We start from the raw sequence: 20,597 nt of genomic DNA, 5'->3' as shown, positions 1-20,597 counted from the left end.
TTTTAATTAAAAATTCTCCTGTCGTTTAAAAAATAAAAAAACATGCTATCCCATAGTATGAAATAAATCTGTAGTTGAAATTACTTCCCTTCCTTCATAAATTGCCTCAAGATATATTGTAAGATACCTCCATTAGTGTAATATGCAATCTCTATGTCTGAATCCAGACGGGATTTAGCATCAAATTCTATTCTCTTACCATTTTCTATTTCTGCTGAAACCCTGATGATCTTACCCCGATGAAGATCTGCAGAAATTCCCTTAAAGGTGAATTTTTCATCGCCTTTAATTCCAAGCGTTTCCGCTGTTCCCCCGTTCATAAATTCCAGAGGCATCACTCCCATCTGCATTAAGTTACTCCTGTGTATTCTTTCGAAGCTAACAGCAAGCACCACTTTTATCCCGAGTAAATTGGTTCCTTTTGCTGCCCAATCGCGTGAAGATCCGCTGCCGTATTCTTTTCCCGCAATAACTATGAGCGGCGTATTATCATCAGCATATTTCATGGCTGCATCATAAACAGTCAGGGTTTCATTAGTTGGAAAATAGGTGGAATAACCGCCTTCCTTATCTGTGATCCTGTTCTTGATCCTCACGTTAGCAAAGGTTCCCCGCATCATCACTTCGTGATTTCCACGACGGGAGCCGTAGGAGTTAAAATTCTTCTGCTCAACTCCCTTGCTCTTCAAATATTGGCCTGCCGCAGATTTTTCACTGAAAGCTCCGGCCGGGGAAATATGATCTGTAGTTACAGAATCTCCCAGCAATAAAAGCACCCGGGCATCTTTGATATCTTCAGGATCTTTGGGTGTTTCAGAAAGATCTTTAAAGAAAGGAACTTCTTTAATATAAGTGGAATTGTCCTCCCAGATATATTCATTTCCTTCGGCGGTAGAAAGATTTTTCCATTGCTCCTCACCGTCAAAGATCACATCATAAACCTGTTTAAAATCCTCCACTTTCATACTCTCCTTAATGGTTTGGTTGATCTCCTCCTGCGTTGGCCAGATTTCTTTGAGGTAAACCGGCAGTCCGTTGGGATCAAAACCTAAAGGATCATTAATAAGATCAATATCCACACGACCCACAAGTGCATAGGCAACTACTAGCATCGGGGACATTAAGAAATTCATTTTCACCTGCGGATGTACCCGCGCTTCAAAATTCCTGTTTCCGGACAGTACAGATGCTACTACAAGTTCATTCTCATCTACCGCATCGGCAATATGTTTTGGAAGCGGTCCACTGTTTCCAATACAGGAAGTACAGCCATAACCAACGGTATGGAAACGCAAGGCATCAAGATCTTCAGAGAGTCCAGAACGATTCAGGTAAGTCGTAACTACTTTTGATCCCGGTGCCAGGCTTGTTTTGACCCAGGATTTGGTGCGCAAACCTCTGGATAATGCTTTTCTTGCCACCAGGCCTGCTCCCACCATTACTGCGGGATTTGAAGTATTGGTGCAGCTGGTAATTGCAGCAATAACAATATTTCCATCACTTAAATGATATTCTGCATTCTTGTGTTTGATCTTAACAGACCGGAGTTTCATTTCGTTTTCGACAGCTACATCCGGGGAACGATGTTCCTGATTATCCGTAAACTGGGTTTGGGAACCACCTTCTGCAAGCCAACGATGTTCCTGGCGTTCTTCAAGAGGAATATAATGTCTTTGAAATTCCTGCTTCAGCAATTCCTGGAACTTTGTGTCGAGCTCCTCCACAAAGATCTTATCCTGTGGGCGTTTAGGACCAGAAACTGTTGGCCTGAGACTACCAAGGTCCAGTTCAGCTATTTCTGAATATTCTATATTTTCATTACCGGTGCGCCACAACAGATTGTCCTCGCAATATTTTTTTACCAGCTCTATATGTTCCCCCGACCTGTTGGTTTTCTCCATATATTCGAGCGTCCGGTTGTCTATCGGAAAATAGGTGACCGTACAACCAAATTCAGGAGACATATTGGAAATTGTGGCCCGATCTGTAACTGTAAGGTGATCCAGGCCATCGCCGAAAACTTCCACGAATTTTCCAACCACTCCCACATCCCGTAATAACCTCGTAATTGTAAGGACCATATCTGTAGCTGTACAACCTTCGGGAATTTTGCCTGTGAGTTTTAATCCTACCACTTGCGGACAGGTAAAATAAACCGGTTGACCAAGCATAGCGGCTTCTGCCTCGATACCTCCAACTCCCCAGCCTAACACTCCGATTCCGTTGACCATTGGAGTGTGAGAATCGAGTCCTACAAGACTGTCCGGAAAAACCCATCCGTCTCTTTGAATAACTCCCTGCGCAAGATATTCAAGGTTTACCTGGTGACATATTCCCATTCCCGGAGGAACCACGGTAAAATTATCCATTCCTTTTTGACCCCACTTGAGCAGTTTATAACGTTCACTGTTACGTTCATATTCCCGTTCCACATTTTTATTTTCGGAATAATTTGTTCCGAAGTAATCAACCTGAACCGAATGATCGATTACGAGATCAACAGGAATTACAGGGTTAATCTTATTACCATCGCCTCCCTTTCTTATGACTTCAGATCTTAAAGAAGCAATATCCACAACCGAAGGAACCCCGGTAAAATCCTGCATAAGTACTCTGGCAGGCTTAAAGGGTATTTCCTTATCTGTTCCTGCTGCATTCCATTGGGAAAGCGTATCCAGATGTTCATCTGTTATGGCAAAACCATCATGGTTGCGCATGGCATTTTCAAGTAAAATACGTATAGAGAAAGGAAGTCTTTCTACATTTAAACCATTGTCCTGTAGTTTTCTTAAAGAGGCAATTTTATAGTCCATTATTTAATCTTGTTCATTGGGTTAAATGGCGAATTTTGCTTTTACATAAAAAGAATCAATTTACACTATTTCCAGAATTCATCACTAGTATTTTCCTGAAAACGTTCATCTTTATGAACTTCCAGAATCACCTCCAGCTGCTCGGGACTTGCCTGCTTTTGAATTTCATTAAAAAGTTCCCTTTCCTCATAACGTACGTGGAGTTCCAGCTCTTCCTCGATAAGGTTTAATGATCTAACGAAATCCTTCTCATCTCTAAATAGCCGTTCCAGGCGGCGGTGTTCTGCAAGAGCTCTTTTTATCATATCATGGTCTTCCCCTAAAACAGGGAACAGATACTTTTCTTCTATCTTAAAATGCGGGAGGACGTGACTTTCAAAGAACCAGTCAGAATAGGTTTTCATTCGATTGGGGGCCACCCCCTTCGAAAAACCTTTTCTTATCTTCCAGCACAGAAACAGCGTGTGATGATGGTCCCGACTTAGGGGTTGAATATTCTTATCTCGTTTTATCGGCTTCTTTTCCATGGTACTTGTCTTCGGTCTCCTATTAAAGAGTTCAATCTTTCTGAATTTTATAAGTTAGTCATTCTTCAGGCACCGGAGCTTAGAAGAAAGCTAAATTGTTGCCTTTTTAAATAAAGAAAAGCCGCAGACGATCAGGACCGTCTGCGACTTTTTCATTGAACAACTTTTTACTCCACAATAAATTTACCTTTCATAATGGAATAATGACCTGGGAAACTACAAACAAAATCGTAAGTTTCTTTTGCCGGTGCTGTAAATTCAATAGTCGTTGATTCTCCCCCACCAATTAATTTGGTATGAGCGATGACCCCGGTGGATGGGATGTATTCGTTCTCCTTTTCATCCATGGCAGCACGACCGAATTTGTTCACATCTGTCCCTTTTGTCAGAAGGACGAAATTATGCCCCATAACGTTCTTCGCCATTTTACCGGTATGGTTGAGGGTAAGCTTAATTTTTTCTCCCGCTTTTACTTTTATTTCATTGGTGTCGAACCTCATCTGGTCGTTTGAATTAATGACGATGGTCCTTACCGGCTGTTCTATTTCAGTGCTTACCACAGGGTTCTTTTCTGTGGATTCTTCTGAAGTAAATCCGTTAAAAGCTAAAATAATAGCTGCTGAAAATGTTACAAGTGTGTTCATCTTTTTTAATTGTTAATTGTTCTCCAAAGGGATGCACTTAGTTTGGCAGTTATTTCCTTTGGAATTGTTATTACTCGGGTTAAAATTATTCAGTTAAATCAGGTCTTCACTTAAGAGGTTGGAAAGCTGCTCCGTGAATGCCGTTTTATATAAACCAGATCATCAAACCGACCTTTTATAATTTCCGGAAATTTGGGAAAATTCATTCCAGCCTCTTCAGCAGTAAAGGGTCCAGCATGAAAAAAACAAAGCTGAACAGGATCCATGAAAGGATCATAGAATGCGTCCACCATAAGTCTCCTTCCTTAATGCTGTTCCATATTTCCCATTCGTACAAAAAGACCAGTCCGGTGGATCCCATGAGAATTGACGTAATCAAAGCTAATAAAGTAAGCTTTACACTCCATTGTGTATGATTTTTACCACGTTCTTCTTTCTCCAAAACCCTGAATAAATTCAGAGTTATTATTGGAATTACAATAATCCATAGCAGAGCTCCATAGGTGTGAATCAGACCCAGAATTTTTAAAGATTCCATAACTCGGTTTATTTAAATTTTACGTTTTGCTCCTGGTACTTTTATCATCAATAGTTTCCGGTGAGAAGGGCTGTCTTTCTAATAGTATTAGGGGCACAATTATGGCAGTTTGTCCTGTCGGTTATTAACTGCACTCCACGTTTAAAAGTGAGGTAGTGCCATATCCATTCAAAAAAAACGCGCATCCGGTTACGAAATCCTACCAGTAACAATATATGTACCGCCGACCAGAGGAACCATGCGAACAGACCGCTGGACTTAAAACTTTTAAATTCTGCCACGGCTTTCGCTCTTCCCACGGTTGCCATTGTTCCTTTATTCTCGTATTTGAATTTGAATTTATTAGGTAGAGGCAAGGAATCTACTGACAATAATCTTCCCAGAAATTGTCCCTGCTGTTTAGCGACAGAAGCCATTGCCGGCAAAGGCACTCCCTGTTCATCCTTAAAATGTGCCGAATCCCCCAAAACAAAAATATTTGGGTAACCGGGAACACTGAGATCTTGATTTACCACTACTCTTCCCATTCTATCCTGTTCTACGTGCAGGTAATCCAGGAGGGAAGATGCTTTAATTCCTGCCGCCCAAATTATATTTGGTGTACTTATGCGTCCCACTTTTAAATGCACCAGGTCCCTTTCAATATTTATCACCGGAGTTTCCAGCAGCACCTGCACTCCGAGTTTCTCCAACATTTTCCGTGCTTTTCCATTGAGGGGTTTTGCAAAACCATTCAGAATTTCTGAGGCAGCCTCCACTAAATAAACTTTCACTTCATTCTCATTTATATTCCGGAAATTGCGTCTCATACTTGTTCGGGCAATCTCGGCAATGGCTCCGGCAGTTTCGACACCTGTGGGTCCACCTCCAATAATGACATAAGTGAGGAAAGGCTGGCGTTTCTCAGGATCTTCCAGCTGTTCTGCTTCTTCCAGAGACAGGAGAATACGTTCTCTAATTTGCAGAGCATCTCCTAAAGTCTTGAGTCCCGACGCGTACTGCTTCCAGTCTTCATGCCCGAAAAAATTATCCTGCGCCCCAGGAGCCAATACCAGTTGATCAAATTGCACTTTATTTCCGTTAATTAGAGTTAGTTCATTTTCTTTCGCCTCAATACTTTTTACCTCTCCCATAAGCACTTTAATATTCCGGTCCTTTCCGAAAATAGCGCGAATAGGAGCAGCAATATCTCCCGGTGATAATCCTCCGGTGGCCACCTGATACAACAGCGGCTGAAATAAGTGGTGGTTCGACCTGTCTATGATGGTGATCTCTGCACTAGAATGTTTTAATCTATTAGCAACAGAGATTCCTGCAAACCCTCCACCTACAATTACAACCTTTCTTGGTTCAACTTTCATAAGATTTATTTATCGGCCAACATCCGCAAGATCTTCGAAAGAACGAACTGTCAACGACAATCTGCTCCAGCTATCAACAGTGGTGACCGCCATTGTTATAGCGACTAGTTCCTGTTCATCTAAAATCTTCCTGATATCATCGTGTAAAATATCTACTGCAGCCTGGCGAGAGGACGAAGTGATAGCTTCTGTCCATGCAAGGGCAGCTTTTTCTCTATCATTAAATTCATCAGATTCTCTCCAGTTCTTTAGAGCAAATAGTCGCTGCAGGGTATATCCTGTTGTTCTGGCTTCCCGGGTGTGCATTTCCCTACATTGTTCGCAGTCATATATCTGAGAAGCTCTGAGTTTTACAAGTTCCAGTAACGAACGTTCTATTGTACAATGATCAAGGCAGTTATCTAGCTCCTGAATTCCTTTGATCGCACATAACGTGAACTTTGAATGTTGGATTTTCTCTTCCATAGTAATTTATTTACGTTATTAAATTTTGTTTTGATTAATATTGAAACCTATTTCATTAATGCTTATGCTTTGCGGTGTCATGTGTAATTACATCGTGCAATGCCTCCACTGTGTGGGTATAGTCAACATAAGCGGCTACGTATGCACGACCTTGTTGTACAGATTCATTTTGAACCTGACGCAGTTGCAGGGCTTTGTCGTACTTCTCTCGTATCACCTTTTCGATATGGTTCTCTAAATTCCCGAAAAGTGTCTCGGGGTCTTCGTCCTGTAGAGCCTCATCGGTCATGACAATAATAGGTTTTGTAGTTCCTGCAGGTTTTAATCCAGTGTAAGGCGCCCCTTCTCCTTCCCGGTGCAGCCTGACTAAAGTTTCGAGGAAATGTTTCTCCAGGAGTTGGTACACCTCCTTATCTTTCTTCTGATATTTCAAAGTCTTTTGAAACAGATCTGAAATTTCTTCTTCCTGATCTTCACTGATCCATTTGTAAACAAGTGTGACATTATCTTGATCGAGCGCCTTTAAGGCATCTTGAATCACCGGTCCGTCATAGGAGTCACAGTGTGCCAGGGCATTTTGGGGAAGTATCCATAACACCATAAACAACCCGATAAGATATACTACGCTGTTTGAGCTCCTCACTCTTTTAGTCTTTCTATTTTCCATTTTATTCTCTTTTATATTTATACATTATTTAAATCCAAAAAGGATCATCTTATCCTTTATAACTTTATATTTTTTCTTTTTTTGAAATTATTGAACATATTTATTTTTTATTCCTCTCCCCTCCACAGGTGGGACAATCGTTAATTTTCCCCTTTTTCAGCCTGATCCCTTCGATTTGTTCCTTCAGGAGTTTTTGAATTCTCATGTACTTAAATTGATGATTGTTTACATCAACCTGTTTGTCTTCAATAACTGTCCTTATTTTATTATCGTATGCCTGGTAGCCCCAGCACATTGCGCAAACACCTTCAGGCGCTCTATCTCTTGTTTCGTCTTCTGGCTGTTCAAGGAATTTGATTATGTTGTTGTAAATACTCATAGCTCTTATTTTTAATACCTTTCTCCATCATTCAATTTTATAAAACTTCATTCTTTATAAAAACAGAACCTTTCGAAAGATCTGCGGCAAGACTACCAACAGATGTTTCCTGAAAAGTCTTCATTAACTCATTTCTTGTCCCGGCATACTTGTAATGCATAGGGCAGGGATGCGCATCAGAACATTGATGTAAGCCCATTACGCATTCCTTAAATACAGACATACCATCCATCGCATTGACAATCTCTGAAACCGCCAGATCAAGCTGATACTTCTCACAGTAAAAACCGCCATAAGGCCCCTTGAGAGATGTAATGATCTTATATTTACTCAAAGTCCGCAAAATCTTTGCTGTAAATGCTGGCGGCGCCTCGATCTCAGCAGCGATTTCCTTCACGCCAAACCTTTCTTCCGCATTGGCACGGGAGGCGATAAAAACTGCTGCACGAATAGCATATTTACAGGACTTTGAAACCATTTTTATAATATTAACCAGTCTAATGATCCAAAGATAAGAAATAAATTCTAAAAAAGACAAATTTGTCCTTTATTAAATTTATTATTGTTCTTGTCAAGAAATTACGCTACATTAAGAACATGAACTCTTATCAATCAAGTTACCTCCTTGAAGTATAAAACCAGAGAGTTATTTTGATTGGTGTAACAAAAACCACAACATGAAAAAAGCCTCTTTAGTAAATGACCTGCAATACAATGAAAACAAACCCGCAGTACAGGTCCTTTTGGATACAGATACCAGCAGGGAAATTAGAATAGCTATGCGAAAAGGCCACGTGATGAAAGAACATAAAACACCTTATCCCATAGTAGTCGAGATTTTTGAAGGAGAAATTTCTTTCGGCGTACATGGAGAATCATACAAACTTAAAAAAGGTGATCTTGTATATCTTGAAGGAAATGTGCCCCATGATTTAAGAGCAGAGAAAGACAGTACCATCCGGCTTACTCTAACGAAAGCAGATACAGCTGAAAGAGTTAAAGGAGTCGCAGATAATTCCTGAACATCGAATAAATATATTCGCTAATCATGCAGAACCAGAATTGGTAATTGGTTAGGCACCTTAGCATATAACCCGTCCTTGTTGTGCAACAGGAGATCGCAAATGCGAATATTTTTTCCTAATATAACAATGTGGTCGAATTTATTCTGAACATCTGCCCATGTAGTTTTATCGTAAACGGATGATTCGACAAATGTGGAAAAATTTACTCTAATATTTTTTAATCTGCTGAAGATTTCCTTCTTCCCTATATTCCGATCATCCCCAAAATTCTCAACACTTGGGATTTCCCAGATATCAAGATGTTTTCCTTTAAAAACTTCAGAATCCTTTAAAAAGCGAATATTTTTACTGCCAAAAGAAGCATTGTAATCAAGAGGCATTAGTAACCTTTCCGGTTTTTTAAATTCACTTTCATGGGCCACTGCCAGAGTATTGCACTTTATTTTAGACATTATCTCAAAGGTATGCTTTCCTAGAATTGTGGAGTGACGTTGCTCATGACCTACTGCTCCCATTACTATGAGATCAATACGGTGCTTTTTTACAAATTCGCGTGCAGCATTCACAAGCTTCTCTTCAGAATAATGACCTGTTACCTTGTGAGGTCTATTCTCCGATCTCTGTTGTAACTTTTGCACGCGTTCCTCCAACGTTGCTAACGTCATGGCTTTTTCATCTTCTGCACAATTATCTATACATTCAGGATCGGGATCATAAATGTTCAATAAATAAAAATTGGCCTGTTGATCCTGTAGAAGATCCATGGCATAATGAATAGCATTAATACCCACTTTTGAAAAGTCGGATAGTAAAAGGACGTTCATAGCATTTTCTTCCATGGTACGAAAGTAGCTCAACTATTTCTCTGTAAAAATGATACAGATCAGATTCTCAAACTTTTAATCCAATTTTTACCGGATTTAAAACACTGGAAAATAGTTATTCCAGCCAGAACTGATCCTCCCATTCTGCATCGTTGAAACAAAGGCCCTGATGATGTTTTTCGATCTCTGCCAGCTCCTGAGGAGTGGCAATTTTTTTAATTTCCCAATAAAGAATACGCTCTTCGAAACGAACATGTGTCCCAAGCTCCTCCTCCAACAGGTTCAGGACCATTATATGTTCACAGCTACAGGTGAGCAGCTTAATTATTCTCCTGTGGTTTGCAAAAGCTCTTTTTACTCTCACATTGGTACCTAAAAGAGGAAAAAACACCTGCTCCTCTATTTTAAAATGTGGTTCCAAATACTTTTCTTTAAACCAGTCGGCATAGAAAATACAAGCAGTTTTAATCTTTTCTGTAACCATTTCGGCTACCGTTTTGGTTTCCTGAAGTTTCATACTCTTTGCATGAGTTTTAAATATGTAAAAAGAATCAAGATTAGAATATGAGATCAACCATAAAAGACTGATAATCAAAACCCTTTTTTAAATAAGAGTCCAACAAAATAACAACTGAGTATGGCACTGAGGTTCTATTGCATAAAATAGGGATGCCCACCAACAACTAAATATCCTAAGACAATTTTTATGTATAGTAAATACCAGTAAAAATATAGGAAGGGGTGAAGCAAGAGGATGACACGCTGCCCGATGTCATTAGGTCTCCCCCCTTTGTTCATAAGGCTTCGGATATGTTCTTACAGAAAAATGTTACTAATTTTACGGCCAATGCTTTTAAACCCCTTGTAAATTGGTAATTTTTTGCGGTAACTATTACTAATTTCCCACAACTTGCCTCACTACATAAGACCAGTTCGATAGATTTAGACTTGCAGCACTTGACTGTGTATTGCTCCCTTTTTGTAAATCATTTACCTATATCTCGAAGCTTCATACATTTGCAATTGTACATTCTAGAATTTTGTGAGTTTCCATGTTAGGCATTTTGTAATTAAAATCCTTGCAATGGATTCTCAGAGTTGAAATTTGTTAAATAGCTTCTTTTGATTTCAAAACTCCAAATAACAGTGAGGTCACCATTAATAACCATAAACCTTTTTCAACCCAGTAAATATGGGGTGGGTTCAAATCCCGTAAATTAATGAACCTTTTTGAACTGTTCAACAATGTAGAAATGATTGTTGGATAATATCTATTTTTATTGCTCTATTATTGTAATCAATTGATATTAAATGATTATATTTAGTTCATGGCGAAAGGGATCTACTAGAAGAAGGTTCACAATTCGGTCAACAATAACAAATCTGAAAATTAAAACCCTTGATTTTACTAGGGTTTATAAATAGGTTCAGGGCCTGTCGAGGTCACTTAAAGTAGAAAGTCCGCAGCTTTCGCTGCGGACTTTTTTCGTTTTACGGAGAAGCCAGGCTTGCCTGAAGCTTCGTAGGAAAATGAAAAAACGCAACGCCGACAGGCGGGACGGACTTTGTATTTTCAGGCGGGGACTTTCTCAGGAACAGCGAAGCTAATCCTGGACCGAAATTCCAAAATACAAGCACCAAATTCCAAAAAGGCGACGAAACACACAGAAAGGATTTTCTATTTTCAGGCAGGGACTCAAAGAAAAAACATCCTGTCGAGGTCACAGAGTTAATCTGCAACACATTGACAATAAAGTGGTTGAGGATTTTTTTATGCGTTTGTACCGCCCATTCTAATCTTATTCTCGTAAATCCTGGCAAAGTAAATTTTTGCACCTTTGTAATTCCTCCTGTTTTAATCGAATAGTTTTTTCATGACTAACTATGCAAAATGTTTAATTCGTCTTTTGTGACGCACTTCGATTATTAGCGACAGCCTCCTCCCACCTTTTTTCTCGAAACCTTTAAATGATAAAAAATGTGGCAGCCCAAGAATATTCTTTTATTTTAGCACTTCATTAAAAAAATAATTATCATGAAAGATCTTATTGAAAACATCCAAAGCACTTTTGAATCCTTTCAAACTGATGCCAATACACAATTAGAAAATGGAAATAAAAGCGCCGGAACCAGAGCAAGAAAATCTTCTTTGGAATTGGAAAAGCTATTAAAAGAGTTTAGAAAAGTCTCTATCGCAGAATCGAAGAAGTAAGAACCTTCTCCTTAATTGGGCTGCGTCTCAAAGATAATCCGCAACACACTTAATATAAAAAGTGGTTGCGGATTTTTTATTTGTACCTACTGATGTTCGAGTTCTATTTCAAACTCTCATCCCTCTTTCCCGGTTTTAAAAAGCCATTGGCACTACATTTTTCAATAAACTCTGTTCAGTTACAGCGACCTGGTAGGTCTTATTGCCACCATCAAGGTTCTTAACGGTAAATCCATTTTCCTGAAGAATACGGGTGGCTAAATATCCCCGCAGCCCGGCATGACAGTATAAATAAATAGTTTCTGAGGTTGGAAATTCCTGTAGACGATCCCGAAGTTCATCCAGTGGAAAATGCACTGCCCCCTCAATGTGGCCTGCCTCCCACTCTTTATTTTCTCTAACATCAAGTATAAAAGCTCCGGACTCCTGTAATTTTTCCACCTCATACCACTGAAAGGTTTCCAGGCTGCCATCCTGCATATTCTGGGCAACATACCCCAGCATGTTCACCGGATCTTTAGCAGAGGAGAATGGTGGCGCATAGGCTAATTCCAGCTCAGGCAGGTCGTAGATCGTGAGATCTCCCTTTATGGCAGTAGCCAATACATCAATACGTTTATCTGCTCCCCTGGCACCTACGGCCTGTGCTCCCAGGATCTTTCCATCTTCGGGAGAGAAAATGAGTTTTAGAGCAAGGGGTGCCGCTCCTGGATAGTAACCGGCATGAGAATTTGGATGGATGTGCGCCACTTCATAAGCGACTCCCTGTCGTCTTAATACTTTCTCATTGTTGCCGGTGGTAGCAGCAGTGAGGTCAAAGACCTTAGCAATTGCAGTCCCTAAAGTTCCCTTATAAGCGGTGGGTTTTCCTGAGATCGTATCGGCCACAATACGGCCCTGCCTGTTGGCAGGCCAGGCAAGCGGCACAAAACAGTTTTGCCCACTAATATAATCTTTCACCTCAATAGCGTCACCTACTGCATAAATAAAAGGATCTGAAGTCTGCAGGTATTCATTGACCCTGATGCTTTTTCGATTTCCCAGCTCTAGACCTGCCTCTACAGCCAGTTTACTTTCGGGCTGCACTCCTGCTGCCATGATGATCATATCTGTATATAGTTCTTCTCCATTCTGCAGAACAACTTTTTGACCTTCAGCTTCAATTCTTTCCAGACCATTTTTCAGAAAAAGCTCCACCCCTTTTTTGCGAAGATGATCCTGGAGAATTGCAGCCATTTCAAAATCCAGGGCTTCCATAACCTGTTCCGAAACTTCAATCAGGCGTACGGTTATTCCAAGATCATGCAGGTTTTCTGTCATTTCCAGACCAATAAACCCACCACCAATGATCACTGCACTTTTTGGCCCGAAATCTTCCACATAGGCTTTGAGTTTATCGGTATCGGGGATATTCCTGAGGCTAAAAAGGTTCTTAGCTTCAGCAATTCCTTTTATGGGTGGAAGAAAAGGTTTCGCCCCGGGAGAAAGCAGCAGCACGTCATAGACTTCCTCGTACTCCTTTCCCGTTCTAAGATCCCGTATCCTAATTGTCTTTGCAACTCGATCTATCGAGAGCACTTCGCTCAGATTACGAATATCGAGCCTGAACCTTCTGGACATTCCTTCTACCGTTTGCACCAGTAGTTTCTCCCGTTTTTCTATAGAACCTCCTATGTAATAAGGCAGTCCGCAATTAGCAAAAGAGATATGTTCTCCCCTTTCAAGCAGGACTATATAACTATTTTCGTTTAGCCGTCTTAACCTCGCGGCAGCCGTTGCGCCACCCGCGACTCCCCCAACTATAACTATCTTCTGTTTCTCCATATTTGACTTCTAAAATTCAGGATTAGGTTCTGTTCATCTTTTTCATTTTGAACAGGTACCTCTAATTATTCTCAGCATGCAAAATTGAGGGGAATTGTGAAGAATATTTATGACCGAGGTCAGGAGTTGAACTCATTATCTTTATTGGTCTTTAGTAAAAAGGTGTCATTTTTTCCATTTCCAAAATACCATCTACTGTATAAAAATCGGAATTGAGATAATTATTCTTTAAATTAGCATCTTCTGTTTTCTTTTAATGATTGAAAACGATAGGATCCCACTCCCCCACATATTTCTTCCCCAATTTTGAGGCAGGAGTTCATTTAAAATCACTTACTGACTGAATTTTCCATTAAAAGAAAAAGTCTTCATTAGAACAAAAACCGAATTGTGAAAAACCCATAACCTCATAAATATTTAATTTGAATGGCCGATGATTCAACCCATTAAAATATTGATAGTTGAAGATGAAATGATCATTGCAGCCAACATCTCTCTGCAACTTTCAGAAATGGGTTATGAAGTTTCCGGTATTGTTTCCAGGGGGGAAGATGCATTGACCTACATTAAACAAAATCTTCCAGATATAGTGTTGATCGATATTCAGCTAAAAGGGGAATGGGACGGGATCGATACCGCTCTAAAGATGCAGGAATTCCAAAGCACCCTTGCTATCATTTATCTCACGGCAAATGCCGATGAAGCCAACTTTAACCGGGCAAAAGTGACACATCCCTATGCTTTTATTCCAAAACCTTTTAAAAAGCTGGACCTGCAACGCAGTATTGAACTCACTGTTAATCAACTAAAATGTAATATCGCCACTTCGTCCGGTGAGCCATCAAACGAAAATTCTACTACAGTCCTAAAAGATTGTCTTTTTGTAAGGCACCAGGAAAATATGGTCAAGGTAGATATTAAGGCTATACGCTACATTGAAGCAGAGCGTAATTACTGCAGGATCTTTTCAACCGAAAAAGATTATCTACTGGTATCTACACTAAAGGAAATGGAAAAAAAACTGCCACAGAAGCATTTTTTAAGGATCCATAGATCTTACATAGTTAACCTATCCCGTATAGACGAGATTGCCAATACTCATGTAGTTATTTCACGTAAGGCCATTCCCATGGCCAGGGGCATGCGGCAGGAGCTTCTTAAAAGATTACAAACCATTTAACTCCCGGTAAATTTATTGTCACTTAGGACAATATTTACCTCCATTCATCCTAATCCATTTGTATACAGATTTTTACAGAAGTAATTTGCCCCTGAAATTAAATTCTAAATCAGGAAATTATGAAAAATGTAAATCTTATCACTTTGTTCTTTGCAATAGTAATTTTGCAAACCAGTGATCTTTTCGCCCAGAGTTCTAATGCAAATCAAGCTTTTTGGGTACACGAAGACCAGGTAAAACCTTCAATGATTAAAGAGTATGAAGCTGTTACAAAAGATTTTATTGCTCAATGTAAGAAACACGATCTTAAAGATTCAGATTGGTCTACTGCCAGTATCGACGATGGAACTTATTTAAGTATTTCCCCTATTAATAACATGGCCGATTTTGATAAAAACACCATGGCGCCCTTAGCTGAAAAAATGGGAGAAGAAGAGTTTACAAAGATTTTCAGCCGCTTTAATAAATGTTATGATTCGCACCGGGATTATGTTGTTCATCTAATAAGTGACATGTCTTATATGCCAGGAGGCCTCACCACAAATACCCTAGGAGAAGACTATCGAAAATGGCATTTTTTCCATGTCACTCCAGAAAATGTTGCGAATCTTAGAACCAAGATGAAAGAGATCAAATCCCTTTATGAGAAAAAAGATGCCAAACAACATTTTAGGGTTTACCGCAATGGCTTCGGAAACCCGGGGGATTATTATCTCGTGGTAATATCGGCAAAGGATGCCCAATCTTATGCAAAAACATCTCAAGAAACAGATATTCTTTTAGGTGAGGAAGGTGAAAAATTATTCGATGAAATGTTGAAATACGTCTATAGATATGAATCGAAAACAGGCCGCATGCGTCCCGACCTGGAATATGTATCTAAGAAATGATCAATTAAAACAGAAACGGAAATAACTCAAGATCTCTTTATGACAGGATCTCGGGGAATTTATTGAAAAGAACTAATTAAAAACTATGACCATGAAAAACCCATATTTATATTGGCTCCTTTTAATAATTGGAATTTCAACTTCCTTCAATTTACAGGGACAGGGCATTGAAGACCATTCTGCGGTAAAACAGGTATATGAAATCTTACAGGACAAAAACACTACTTCGCAAGATATCGTAGCTATTTCACCCGGCTTTAACTGGAACTTATTGGAAAACCAGCCCGGAGTAAATAACCGGTACAACATCACCCTTAACTCAATTATGAAAAATGAATGGGGAAGCCTTCAATTTGATGATCTAATTTTTAAAACTGAAGAGAATGAGGTATTTGTTACGGGAGTAGTAAAAGGCCGCCGCCCATTAGATTGTGAATTTATCTCAACAAGATTTTTACATCACTGGTCTCTAAATGCCGGGGAAATTGTTGGCTTTACTGAAGGATCTCAAAATTAAAGTTATGAAAACCGTAGGAATTATAGGTGGTTCAGGTTTTATTGGAAGCTATATCACCAGGAAGTTTTTGAAAGAAGGCTATAAAGTTAAAGCCTCAGTAACCGATATGAGTAAGAGTGAAAAATATGAACACCTATTCAAATTTAAAAAGTCTGACAATCTCAAGATCAAGGCATTTAAACTGGAGGACCCAGATCCTGTAAGAGATTTTATTGAGGATTGTGAAATCGTGATCCATAGTGGTACTCCATTCCAACTGAATGTAAAAGATCCTCAATCGGAACTTTTTGAACCAACAATAAACGGAACCCTCAATTTTCTTGAAGTAGTTAGCAAGGCACCGAAAATCGAGAAAGTGATTTTTGTTGCTTCGGTTGGAGCCTGGAACACTAATTTTCCACTCCCGGCAAACGGTAAAAGTTTTACAGATCCCTTTGATGAAAAAGATGTAAGATTCACCAGTAAAGAAAGTCACCCTTATGCCCAGGCCAAATTTATTGCCAATAAAGTAGTGGAGCAGTTTATCGAAAGGAATCCCAAACTTCCTTTTGAGATCTGCTCGGTCTCACCGGTCATGGTGATAGGAAAATCATTATCAAAAAGGGAAGATTCAACATCAACCGGTTTACAAATGCTTATAAAAAACAAAATAGCACCAGATGATTTTATTCAATCCCTCTTTGACATTAATGTTCCCTTTGCCCTGGTGGATATTGAAGATGTTGCCGACGCAATTTACAGAGTGGCCACAAGAAAAGGTCTTCATGGTAAAGATTACCTCTTAACAAGTGAAACCTACAAAATATGGGATATCCATGAAATGTTGAATCACCGGGAGCCCCGGGAAAAAGCAGAAATGGTCTACAAAAACGATCTCGCGAAGCTGGATTTAGGAATCCACTTTCGACCTGTCAAAGAAACTTTGAACAGTTATTCAACTTAATAAATTCGTAATACATGAAAGCAATTTTAATTTTAATTGGAAAACTGACGACTTGAAGAAAATGTTCAGCTTAACAATTACCAAAGAAGCTTTTGCATAAAAAATATACGATCATATAGCTGAACCAGACGCTGTAACCACACCAAAGATTACATATTTAAAGATGAAATTGAACAGGTAAAAATGCCGGTCCTGAGTCTTTCTCCCGGTAAACCTGAGCCTCTCCATCATCACTGGTCGTAGTGCACTACATATTCCATATACCAAAATTTCAGGAATATGAAGATTGTCTTTTAAGGCAGTTGGAACCTGGCACTTTTCACTTTTCCGCAGCCATCTTCAATACTCAATAAGCATCGCATTCTTCTAATAAGCTTATGAGCAGAACCTTATTCGCCTCAAAAGAGCCGAAATGAAACAGAAATAATCGTTGACTAAAATTATGAATCATGAAAAATTTAATCTTAATATTCGTTCTGGCCTTTATAAGTACGGGCACATTTGCTCAACAAAGCAACATTGATAAAGATCTTCAAATGTATATCCAGTTATGGGATAACATTACTAACAAGGGTCAAATCGACCTTATAAACGATAAATATTTCGATGCAGAAATCACCATTCCGCTTGAACCCGAAGCTGTTGTAGGCATTGATGCCTTTAAAGAATATTACCAAAATTATCTTAGTGGTTTTTCAAATATTTCCTTTACCATCACCCAGGCTTTTGGACACGGGGATAACATTGTTAAACACTGGAATTTTAAAGGAACACATACTGGGAACTTCTTCGGAATTCCTGCCACAGGAAAACAGGTAGATATAGATGGCGTCACTCTTGTGAAAATGAAGAATGGGAAAATTGCGCGGGAGCAGGATTTTGTGGACAATATGACCTTTTTGAAACAAATAGGTCTCGTGTCTGACCCTAATAACATCAAGGTGATCGATAACCTGTACAAGGCTTTTGCTGAAGGTGATATTCCTAAGGTTCTGGAGGGTATGGATCCCGAAATTATTTGGAATGAAGCCGAAGGCAATATTTATGCTAAAGGTAATCCATATATTGGACCGGAAGCTATCCTGAATGGCGTCTTTGCCCGTATAGGGGCAGAACACGAGTATTTCAACCTGCAGGACGTTAAGCTCCACGAAATGAATAACAACCAAATTCTTGCGACCCTGCGGTATAATGCTAAAGTGAAGCAGAATGGTGAATCTTATAATGCGCAGGCAGCTCACCTCTGGACTTTAAAAAATGGAAAAATTAGTGCCTTCCAACAATATGCAGATACCAAGCAACTTAATGAAGCATTGACGGCTCCTTACTATGCCATTTCCAACTCGAAACTTTATGACCTGGACTCCTTTTCTCCGGAAATAGAATTTATGCTAAAAAGTTCCAATGTGACGATTGATGAAGGAGATAACCTTACAGTTTTCTTTTCTATTTCTAAAGACAAAAAGATACAACATGTCAAGGTAGCTTCAGAAGATAAAAAGATCGCTCTTCTAATTGCAAAAAAGCTGAAGAATCGCCAGCTCGATGGAGATAAATGGCGGGAAGGAAAAATCTATGAGCATTGTGTAAGTTACTCTCCCGAGGATTTCGTTCTCTACTGCGGAAGAAATTTTTGATCTCTAACAGCTTCCGGAATTAAAACTCCGGAAGCTTTATTTTTTTCTTTAATAGAAGATTCTAATGGCAGCCTGAAATTCAGGAGACTCCTTGTAATCTGAAATTAAAAAAATATTCAGTACCCGAAGTATGGAACACCTGCAAAGTTCCGTCCAGCTGTTGGGTAAGCAGATCGATAAGTTTTTTCCCAAAGCCTGTTCCTTTCACAGGTTCATCTTCTGTGTAACCTGTTCCATTGTCTTTGACGATTAGTTGAATATTCTTGTTGGATTTTCTTTTAAGATCTATGGTGATCTCTCCCGGTTGTTTATTTGGAAATGCATATTTGAGGCTGTTGGTCAACAGTTCATTTACTATTAATCCTAAAGGCACAGCAGTATCTACATCCAAATGCAGTTCGGACATTTCATAGTTGATCTTTATTCGCTTCTCTTCCCCAAATGAATCAAGAATGTGGCTGCCAAGGTGGTAGAAATAATCTTTCATTTCGATGGTAGACAGGTGGTTTTCCTGGTATAAGCGCTGGTGAATGATACTCATAGAAAACACCCTGTTCTGGCTTTCCTTCATGGCGTTTGCTATTTGAGGATTTTTTGTTTGAGCAGTTTGAAGAGCCAGGAGGCTGGTCACTACTTCCAGGTTATTTTTTACCCTGTGATGGATCTCCTTTAACAAAAATTCCTTTTCAAGATTCTGTTTCTTCAGAAGTTGATTTTTCTTTCGGTTATTGGTGAAACTCACCCATAGGATCAATAAAATTACCAACAGAAGGCCGACAATAAAGATGATAAAATTTTGGGTTGTTCTTTGTCGCAAAAGCCGGGTCTCTTGTAACTGGATGGTATTTTCTTTTTGTGCTACATTAAATTCAGTTTGAAGTTGAGAGATCCTTTGATCAGCCTCTGCAGTAAAAACAAGGCTATTTAAAGAATCATATTTAGAAAAGGCTTCATAGGCCTCTTTAAACTGGTTATATTCTGCATAAGCTATTCCCAGACTATGATAGGCCTTGCTTAAGAAGAAGCTATCTCCAAAGTTTGGTGTGGCAACTTCAATAGATTTCTGAATGTTTTTTATGGCCGCAGGATAATTTTTATTTTGGATCTGCAACTCTCCCACAGAAAGATAGGAGCGCATGAGCATAAAGGCATTATCAAGGAGGTAAGCATATTTAACAGCATTTTCGCCGGCTTCTTCAGCTTTTTTGAACTCATTCAAAAAAACGTATAGATCTACCAGAGAGATGTATACATCACTTAAATTATTATAAAAGCCATAGCGCTCACCTATTTCTATGGAACGTAGATAATACTCCATGGCCTTATCATACTGCTTAAGGCTTAAGTAGTTATTTCCAACTATATATACCGTAAAATCATAATCCAGATCATTGATCCCTCTTGGTTCAAAAAAAGAAAGGGATCTTAGGCCATACTCCAGGCCTTCCTCATATTTTCCCTGTTTCCAGAACAGGTTACTCAGGTCGCTGTAGGCAATTCCTATGGCTTTTTTATCATTAAGTTTTTCCCCAAGTCGTAAGGTTTCCATGGCATAATCTGCCGCCCGACCAATTAGTCCCCTGCGCTCATATACATAGCCTAATTGTGTGTTTAAAAGAGCAAGGTCACTTTCTGCTACCTTTGATTCGGCCTCTCTAAGAGCTGCTTCGGCAGCATCGAGTTTTTCCTGGCGTAGCAAAATTGCTCCCTGGGTGATTTGAAATCTTCCATGCCACAAGAGGTTTTTCTTTTCCTTTGTAATTGCCAGTCCTCTTTCTGTAAATTCCAGGGCAGTGATAAGATTTCTGGTATGCCAGTAATAAGCCAGGTCGTTTAAAACCTCAAATTGCAGGGTATCCTGTTCAAGCTTTGGAAGCGCCTCTTCCAAAACCTGCAAATAGGAAGCATCAAAATCATCGGTTTCTACAAATACCTTTTGGTATGGATCGGGTTTGCTAAAGTCAAAAATCTGTCCATAGGCAGAATGGCTAAGAAGTACTGCAAAGCCAAACAACAGACCAATATATTTTCCAGGGATCAAGAAGCCTTTAATTAAGATCTAGAATTAAAGATACCACTAAATAACTGTAAAATAATAACTTATAAAGACAGGGCTCCCCGGTTAATGCATAAGAATTAAAAGAAGACCTA

Annotated in this window: 20 protein-coding genes; 7 read left to right on the top strand and 13 right to left on the bottom strand. The window is 39.3% G+C overall.

The genetic code is table 11. The annotated features are described in order from the left end of the window. Positions 1-80 precede the first annotated feature (80 nt). The 9 genes from acnA to LA313_RS00340 form a co-directional block, all read right to left on the bottom strand. On the bottom strand, positions 81-2,813 hold the full coding sequence (gene acnA, locus LA313_RS00380) for an aconitate hydratase AcnA (protein WP_228912625.1): 2,733 nt from the start codon (positions 2,811-2,813) through the stop codon (positions 81-83). Positions 2,814-2,878: 65 nt separating this feature from the next. After that, positions 2,879-3,340: a hemerythrin domain-containing protein gene (locus tag LA313_RS00375; RefSeq protein WP_228912624.1), complete on the bottom strand. Its 462-nt coding sequence runs from the start codon at positions 3,338-3,340 to the stop codon at positions 2,879-2,881. Between the two features lie 167 nt (positions 3,341-3,507). Further along, complete coding sequence (azu, locus tag LA313_RS00370) at positions 3,508-3,984, bottom strand: azurin (protein WP_228912623.1); 477 nt, start codon at positions 3,982-3,984, stop codon at positions 3,508-3,510. A gap of 202 nt (positions 3,985-4,186) precedes the next feature. Next, positions 4,187-4,522: a hypothetical protein gene (locus tag LA313_RS00365; RefSeq protein WP_228912622.1), complete on the bottom strand. Its 336-nt coding sequence runs from the start codon at positions 4,520-4,522 to the stop codon at positions 4,187-4,189. Between the two features lie 47 nt (positions 4,523-4,569). Continuing rightward, a complete protein-coding gene (locus LA313_RS00360; protein WP_228912621.1) occupies positions 4,570-5,883 on the bottom strand; it encodes an NAD(P)/FAD-dependent oxidoreductase in 1,314 nt (437 codons plus the stop codon). Positions 5,884-5,892: 9 nt separating this feature from the next. Beyond that, positions 5,893-6,348 (bottom strand): carboxymuconolactone decarboxylase family protein, encoded by a 456-nt coding sequence (locus LA313_RS00355; RefSeq protein WP_228912620.1) that lies wholly within the window; start codon positions 6,346-6,348, stop codon positions 5,893-5,895. Between the two features lie 55 nt (positions 6,349-6,403). Continuing rightward, positions 6,404-7,015, bottom strand: coding sequence for a DUF6448 family protein (locus LA313_RS00350; protein WP_228912619.1), 612 nt, complete (start codon positions 7,013-7,015; stop codon positions 6,404-6,406). 100 nt (positions 7,016-7,115) lie between these two features. Then, entirely contained in the window at positions 7,116-7,394 is a 279-nt protein-coding gene (locus LA313_RS00345) for a hypothetical protein (RefSeq protein ID WP_228912618.1), read from the bottom strand. A gap of 37 nt (positions 7,395-7,431) precedes the next feature. Continuing rightward, positions 7,432-7,932 (bottom strand): RrF2 family transcriptional regulator, encoded by a 501-nt coding sequence (locus LA313_RS00340; RefSeq protein ID WP_228912617.1) that lies wholly within the window; start codon positions 7,930-7,932, stop codon positions 7,432-7,434. A gap of 139 nt (positions 7,933-8,071) precedes the next feature. On the opposite strand from LA313_RS00340, the gene LA313_RS00335 reads away from it, so the two are divergent. Continuing rightward, positions 8,072-8,416: a cupin domain-containing protein gene (locus LA313_RS00335; protein ID WP_228912616.1), complete on the top strand. Its 345-nt coding sequence runs from the start codon at positions 8,072-8,074 to the stop codon at positions 8,414-8,416. A 20-nt stretch (positions 8,417-8,436) separates the two neighbouring features. Here LA313_RS00335 and LA313_RS00330 read toward each other — a convergent pair whose 3' ends face one another. Together LA313_RS00330 and LA313_RS00325 are read right to left on the bottom strand one after the other, a co-directional pair. Continuing rightward, positions 8,437-9,258 (bottom strand): universal stress protein, encoded by an 822-nt coding sequence (locus LA313_RS00330; protein WP_228912615.1) that lies wholly within the window; start codon positions 9,256-9,258, stop codon positions 8,437-8,439. A 100-nt stretch (positions 9,259-9,358) separates the two neighbouring features. After that, positions 9,359-9,760 (bottom strand): hemerythrin domain-containing protein, encoded by a 402-nt coding sequence (locus tag LA313_RS00325; protein WP_228912614.1) that lies wholly within the window; start codon positions 9,758-9,760, stop codon positions 9,359-9,361. A gap of 1,518 nt (positions 9,761-11,278) precedes the next feature. On the opposite strand from LA313_RS00325, the gene LA313_RS00320 reads away from it, so the two are divergent. Then, positions 11,279-11,455, top strand: coding sequence for a histone H1 (locus LA313_RS00320; protein WP_228912613.1), 177 nt, complete (start codon positions 11,279-11,281; stop codon positions 11,453-11,455). Between the two features lie 135 nt (positions 11,456-11,590). Here LA313_RS00320 and LA313_RS00315 read toward each other — a convergent pair whose 3' ends face one another. Further along, positions 11,591-13,279, bottom strand: a complete 1,689-nt coding sequence (locus LA313_RS00315) for an FAD-dependent oxidoreductase (RefSeq protein WP_228912612.1) — start codon at positions 13,277-13,279, stop codon at positions 11,591-11,593. 433 nt (positions 13,280-13,712) lie between these two features. Here LA313_RS00315 and LA313_RS00310 point away from each other — a divergent pair, with 433 nt between their 5' ends. The 5 genes from LA313_RS00310 to LA313_RS00290 all read left to right on the top strand — a co-directional run bounded on the left by LA313_RS00310 (position 13,713) and on the right by LA313_RS00290 (position 18,446). Continuing rightward, positions 13,713-14,459, top strand: coding sequence for a LytR/AlgR family response regulator transcription factor (locus LA313_RS00310; protein ID WP_228912611.1), 747 nt, complete (start codon positions 13,713-13,715; stop codon positions 14,457-14,459). A 119-nt stretch (positions 14,460-14,578) separates the two neighbouring features. Beyond that, positions 14,579-15,349: a hypothetical protein gene (locus LA313_RS00305; RefSeq protein WP_228912610.1), complete on the top strand. Its 771-nt coding sequence runs from the start codon at positions 14,579-14,581 to the stop codon at positions 15,347-15,349. A 91-nt stretch (positions 15,350-15,440) separates the two neighbouring features. Then, the gene (locus LA313_RS00300) at positions 15,441-15,866 is read left to right on the top strand and encodes a hypothetical protein (protein ID WP_228912609.1); all 426 of its coding nucleotides are present in this window, start codon (positions 15,441-15,443) and stop codon (positions 15,864-15,866) included. A gap of 4 nt (positions 15,867-15,870) precedes the next feature. Beyond that, the gene (locus tag LA313_RS00295) at positions 15,871-16,809 is read left to right on the top strand and encodes an NAD-dependent epimerase/dehydratase family protein (protein ID WP_228912608.1); all 939 of its coding nucleotides are present in this window, start codon (positions 15,871-15,873) and stop codon (positions 16,807-16,809) included. 449 nt (positions 16,810-17,258) lie between these two features. Next, the gene (locus LA313_RS00290; RefSeq protein ID WP_228912607.1) at positions 17,259-18,446 is read left to right on the top strand and encodes an ester cyclase; all 1,188 of its coding nucleotides are present in this window, start codon (positions 17,259-17,261) and stop codon (positions 18,444-18,446) included. A gap of 79 nt (positions 18,447-18,525) precedes the next feature. On the opposite strand, the gene LA313_RS00285 is transcribed toward LA313_RS00290, so the two are convergent. Next, entirely contained in the window at positions 18,526-20,487 is a 1,962-nt protein-coding gene (locus tag LA313_RS00285; protein WP_228912606.1) for a tetratricopeptide repeat-containing sensor histidine kinase, read from the bottom strand. Positions 20,488-20,597: the final 110 nt, after the last annotated feature.

This window comes from Salinimicrobium sediminilitoris (genome assembly GCF_020866905.1).
GTDB classification, from domain to species: Bacteria; Bacteroidota; Bacteroidia; order Flavobacteriales; family Flavobacteriaceae; genus Salinimicrobium; species Salinimicrobium sediminilitoris.
Note: the sequence above shows the minus strand (reverse complement) of the source record. Positions and strands in the feature narration are given on the sequence as shown.